Annotated in this window: 5 protein-coding genes and 1 pseudogene; 5 read left to right on the top strand and 1 reads right to left on the bottom strand. The window is 55.1% G+C overall.

The window, feature by feature from the left end:
• From CINSTRO3249_RS12875 to CINSTRO3249_RS12865, 3 genes are all read left to right on the top strand, one after another.
• The coding region (locus tag CINSTRO3249_RS12875) for an integrase core domain-containing protein (protein WP_143146879.1) at nucleotides 1-229 on the top strand (229 nt) is incomplete at its 5' end.
• Nucleotides 230-441: 212 nt separating this feature from the next.
• Nucleotides 442-663, top strand: coding sequence for a YheU family protein (locus tag CINSTRO3249_RS12870; RefSeq protein WP_074013568.1), 222 nt, complete (start codon nucleotides 442-444; stop codon nucleotides 661-663).
• Between the two features lie 190 nt (nucleotides 664-853).
• Complete coding sequence (locus tag CINSTRO3249_RS12865; RefSeq protein WP_074013567.1) at nucleotides 854-1,723, top strand: phosphoribulokinase; 870 nt, start codon at nucleotides 854-856, stop codon at nucleotides 1,721-1,723.
• 195 nt (nucleotides 1,724-1,918) lie between these two features.
• Here CINSTRO3249_RS12865 and CINSTRO3249_RS12860 read toward each other — a convergent pair whose 3' ends face one another.
• The gene (locus CINSTRO3249_RS12860; RefSeq protein WP_074013566.1) at nucleotides 1,919-2,326 is read right to left on the bottom strand and encodes an OsmC family protein; all 408 of its coding nucleotides are present in this window, start codon (nucleotides 2,324-2,326) and stop codon (nucleotides 1,919-1,921) included.
• A gap of 318 nt (nucleotides 2,327-2,644) precedes the next feature.
• Between CINSTRO3249_RS12860 and crp the strand changes: the two genes are divergently transcribed.
• Nucleotides 2,645-3,277: a cAMP-activated global transcriptional regulator CRP gene (crp, locus tag CINSTRO3249_RS12855; RefSeq protein WP_011412109.1), complete on the top strand. Its 633-nt coding sequence runs from the start codon at nucleotides 2,645-2,647 to the stop codon at nucleotides 3,275-3,277.
• A 52-nt stretch (nucleotides 3,278-3,329) separates the two neighbouring features.
• Nucleotides 3,330-4,505: pseudogene (locus CINSTRO3249_RS12850) on the top strand (FUSC family membrane protein); the annotation flags it as partial.
• Between the last annotated feature and the right edge of the window lie 127 nt (nucleotides 4,506-4,632).

The following is a 4,632-nucleotide window of genomic DNA, read 5'->3' as shown; positions in this document are numbered from 1 at the left end:
CGGCGACTCCTACGATAATGCGATGGCAGAGAGTATCAACGGGTTGTACAAAACGGAGGTTATCCACCGCGGGAGCTGGAAAAACCGGACGGAAGTGGAGTTGGCCACGCTGGACTGGGTGGACTGGTACAACAACAGAAGGCTGCTCGGGCGGCTGGGTTACATCCCTCCTACTGAAGCCGAAATGAACTATTACGCTTTGCAATTAGCATCAGAGGAAGCGGCGTAGTATTGCCAAAATTACTCTCTAATAAACTCGGGGTTATTCAACCCAGAGAAAACCCAGCATCGATAAAAACAGACCCAGCTCCATATATCCCGCACTATTGCTCCCGACAATGACGCTTATGAAATTAACAGTGCGATGCCGATTCGACAAGCGAATTGTCGGTGAAATTTCGTCACGCCGCCGGCCCGCCCACCACTGGAGAAATGCCAATAATGATCATTCCCTGGCAGCAGATCGATCCCACCACGCTATATAATCTGATTGAATCGTTTGTGCTGCGCGAGGGCACGGATTATGGCGAGCAGGAAAAAAGCCTGCGGCAAAAAGTGGCGGATGTGTTACGCCAGGTGCAATCCGGCGAAGCCGTGCTGGTGTGGTCGGAACTGCATGAAAGCATTAACATTATGCCACGCGGCCATTATCTCCCCGATTAGCGTCACCGCCGGTGCAGTAAACCCTGCGACCGCGCCCGTTCGGCCATTGTCCCTGGACCGCACCCCGGCTACCGTAAGGCGGAAACGAGCAAGCCTGGCGGTGGCCCTACGGCGCCAAACGTGGTAACAATAACCTGCGCCCGCCCGCACGTCATCTGACAGAGGTTATCAACATTATTAAGGTCACATCATGTCAGCACAACATCCGATAATTGCGGTCACCGGCTCCAGCGGCGCCGGTACCACCACGACCAGCCTGGCTTTTCGCAAAATCTTTCAACAATTGAACATCCGCGCCGCCGAGCTTGAAGGTGACAGCTTTCATCACTTCACGCGGCCGGAAATGGATCTGGCTATTCGTAAAGCGCGTGATTTAGGTCGGCATGTCAGTTATTTCGGCCCGGATGCGAATAATTTCGATCTGCTGGAGAGGACCTTTTATCACTACGGTGAAAGCGGGCGCGGACAAGCGCGCAAATATTTGCACACCTATGATGAAGCGGTTCCTTATAATCAGGTTCCCGGTACCTTTACCCCCTGGCAGCCGCTGCCGGAGCCGACCGATGTCTTATTTTACGAAGGGCTGCACGGCGGCGTCGTGACCGAGCAAAATGATGTCGCCCGGCATGTGGATTTGCTGGTGGGCGTGGTGCCGATAGTTAACCTGGAATGGATCCAGAAATTGGTGCGCGATACCAACGAACGCGGTCACTCGCGCGAGGCCGTGATGGATTCCGTGGTGCGATCCATGGAGGATTATATCAATTTTATCACGCCGCAGTTTTCCCGCACCCATATCAACTTCCAGCGGGTGCCCACGGTGGACACCTCCAATCCCTTCGCGGCTAAAGCGATTCCGTCATTGGACGAAAGCTTTGTGGTTATCCACTTCCGGGGCCTGGACGACATCGACTTTCCCTACTTGTTGGCCATGCTGCAGGGATCGTTTATTTCCAATATCAACACGCTGGTGGTGCCGGGTGGCAAAATGGGTCTGGCAATGGAATTGATTATGGCGCCGTTGGTCAAGCAATTGCTGGAAGGGAAACGGATCCGCTAACCTTTCGGCTATGGCGGCGTGTGTGCAGCGGCGGGAGTAGCCGTCAATCGGCGGCGCCAGGGTTATGGCGCCGTGGAAGGCCTGCACCGTCGCCACCGGGGATGCCGGCGGCGCTGATGCCTCGAGCAGGCGACGCCGCTCCGGGGTGAGTCGCCCGTTATCGCTGCCCTGACGCCCGTCCGCCACCTCGTGCTATCAGTCGAGGTTACGCACTTCAAAGCTGTGGCTGATAGTGGCGGCTTTGCCTAACATCAGCGATACCGAACAATACTTTTCCGCCGATAGCGCGACCGCGCGCTCTACAATCTTATCCGTCAGGTCGCGACCGGTAACAACAAAATGCAAATTGATATGGGTAAACAGGCGTGGCGCTTCCTCGCGACGGGTCGAGGTAAGCTTGACCTCGCAGTCGCGCACGTCGGCGCGGCCCTTTTGTAAAATCGACACGACGTCGATAGCGCTGCAGCCGCCGGCGGACATCAGCAGCATTTCCATCGGACTAGGGGCCTTTTCGCCGCTGTTGCCATCCATGATGATCTGGTGGCCCGAGGCGGATTCGCCGATAAATGACAGCCCTTCCACCCACTTCACTCGCGCTTGCATAACGTTAACTCCTGATAAAATTCTTGGTGAAAGACTACCTTTTTGCCGGCAAACTGGCAATGTAACCGCAGATGCATCATGCTGAAGCGAGACAACACAAGACAGTCTCTCAAAGCTATGCTAAAAAACAAGGCAGGATCAAACTCACAGACAGTGAAAGAGCAAGAGAGCGATCGAAACGTCACCAACATTGGACCCTGATAAGTTCCCTTGCGAGGTTCCTTTTATGAACGGAATGACATCATAATAACACCTTACCTTACAGGGAATACGCCGCTCCTGATAAAGGACAGCGATGACAAAAGAGGATAACAGCGAATGGTTCTCGGCAAACCGCAAACAGACCCGACTCTCGAATGGTTCCTGTCTCATTGCCATATTCATAAGTATCCATCGAAGAGTACGTTGATTCACCAGGGTGAAAAGGCAGAAACGCTCTACTACATCGTCAAAGGCTCCGTCGCGGTGCTTATCAAGGATGAAGAAGGCAAGGAGATGATCCTTTCCTATCTTAATCAGGGCGATTTTATCGGCGAGCTGGGGTTGTTTGAAGAAGGGCAGGAGCGCAGCGCTTGGGTGCGGGCGAAAACGGCCTGTGAAGTGGCAGAAATTTCCTATAAGAAATTCCGCCAGCTGATACAGGTTAATCCCGACATTCTGATGCGTCTGTCGTCACAAATGGCCAGCCGCCTGCAGGTAACTTCCGAGAAAGTCGGCAATCTGGCCTTCCTGGACGTGACCGGGCGAATCGCGCAAACATTACTGAACTTAGCCAAGCAGCCGGACGCCATGACCCACCCGGACGGTATGCAAATTAAAATTACCCGGCAGGAAATCGGCCAGATTGTCGGCTGTTCACGGGAAACCGTCGGGCGTATTCTGAAAATGCTCGAGGATCAGAATCTCATCTCTGCCCACGGCAAAACCATTGTCGTTTACGGTACCCGCTAATCCCTTTCACCGCGGGCATGGTCAGGACGGCCATGCCCTCTTTAGTTGACATATGTGGCGCAGACTCATCTATCACCCCGAAGTCAATTATGCCCTGCGGCAAACGATAGTCCTGTGCCTGCCGGTCGCCATCGGGCTGATGTTCGACAGCCTGCAACAGGGTTTGCTGTTCTCGCTGGTGCCCGCCTGCTGTAATATTGCCGGGCTCGATCAGCTCCATAAGCGTTTCTTTAAACGGCTGGTCGTCGGCGGCTCGCTGTTTGCCCTCAGCAGTGTTTTTATTCAGTTATTGTTGGCGCATGGCGCCCCGCTGCCGTTTGTCATGTTGGGTCTGGCGCTGCTGTTTGGCGTCAGCGGCGAGATAAGTCCGCTGCACGGCCGCCTGCTGCCGGCCTCGCTTATCGCCGCGGTGTTTACCCTGGGGCTGACCGGCAATGTGCCGCTCTGGCTGCCGCCGCTGCTCTACCTGGCGGGCACCGCCTGGTATGGGCTGTTTAATGCGCTGTGGTTCCGGCGGTGGCAAGAACAACCGATGCGCGAGGCGCTCAGCCTGTTGTACCGCGAACTGGCGGATTAAATCGAAGCAAAATACAGCCTGCTGACTCAGCATACCGATCCCGACAGCGCGCTGCCGCCGCTGTTCGCCCGCCAGCAGAAAGTCATCGACCAGATAGCGAAGGTGTATCAGTAGTTGCATATGCTCTCCGCTAACCATCTCACTCAGTACAAAAGGCTGCTGCGCGCTTTCCAGGTCGCGCTGGATCTACAAGAGCATATTGCGGTGAGCCTGCATCAGCCGGACGAAGTGCAAAAGCTGGTGCAGCAAAGCCACGCCGAGGCGGTTTTGCGCTATAACGCGCGTGTCGTCGCCGCCCGGCTGCGCGTTCTGGCGGACGATATTCTTTATCATCGCCCGCCCGATCGTTTTGCCGCCGATGCCGGCCTGTCGGCGCTGGAAAAGATTGCCCGCCACCATCCTGATAACCCGGTAGGCCAGTTCTGCTATTTCCATTTCAGCCGCATCTATCGCCTGTTGCGTTCCCAACGCCCGCTGTACCGTCGCGATGTGATGGCGGATAACCAGCAGCGTTTGCCGTTCTGGCCGGCGCTGAGAAGTTACTGCTCGCTTAAATCGATGGCGCTGCGCAATGCTACCCGTTTGGGCCTTATGCTGGCCGTCGGCAGCAGTCTGGGTCTGGTGTTTAATCTGCCAAAACCCTACTGGATCTGAATCACCCCGGATAAATTAGAGTCTATACTTTAAAAGTGGAGGTCTCTATGACAACGACCAAACGTTACTCTCCGGAAGTCCGTGAACGGGCAGTTAATCTAGTGCTGGAAACTCAGCATGAGCA

It is taken from the genome of Candidatus Sodalis sp. SoCistrobi, from assembly GCF_900143145.1.
Lineage (GTDB): Bacteria > Pseudomonadota > Gammaproteobacteria > Enterobacterales > Enterobacteriaceae > SoCistrobi.
The sequence above is the reverse complement of the archived record's forward strand: the minus strand, read 5'-3'. Positions and strand labels throughout refer to the sequence as shown.

Bases quoted from the DNA above. Each gene is read 5' to 3' on its own strand.
- CINSTRO3249_RS12870 (WP_074013568.1), top strand. From the start codon at position 442: ATGATCATTCCCTGGCAGCAGATCGATCCCACCACGCTATATAATCTG.
- CINSTRO3249_RS12865 (WP_074013567.1), top strand. From the start codon at position 854: ATGTCAGCACAACATCCGATAATTGCGGTCACCGGCTCCAGCGGCGCC.
- CINSTRO3249_RS12860 (WP_074013566.1), bottom strand. From the start codon at position 2,326: ATGCAAGCGCGAGTGAAGTGGGTGGAAGGGCTGTCATTTATCGGCGAA.
- crp (WP_011412109.1), top strand. From the start codon at position 2,645: ATGGTTCTCGGCAAACCGCAAACAGACCCGACTCTCGAATGGTTCCTG.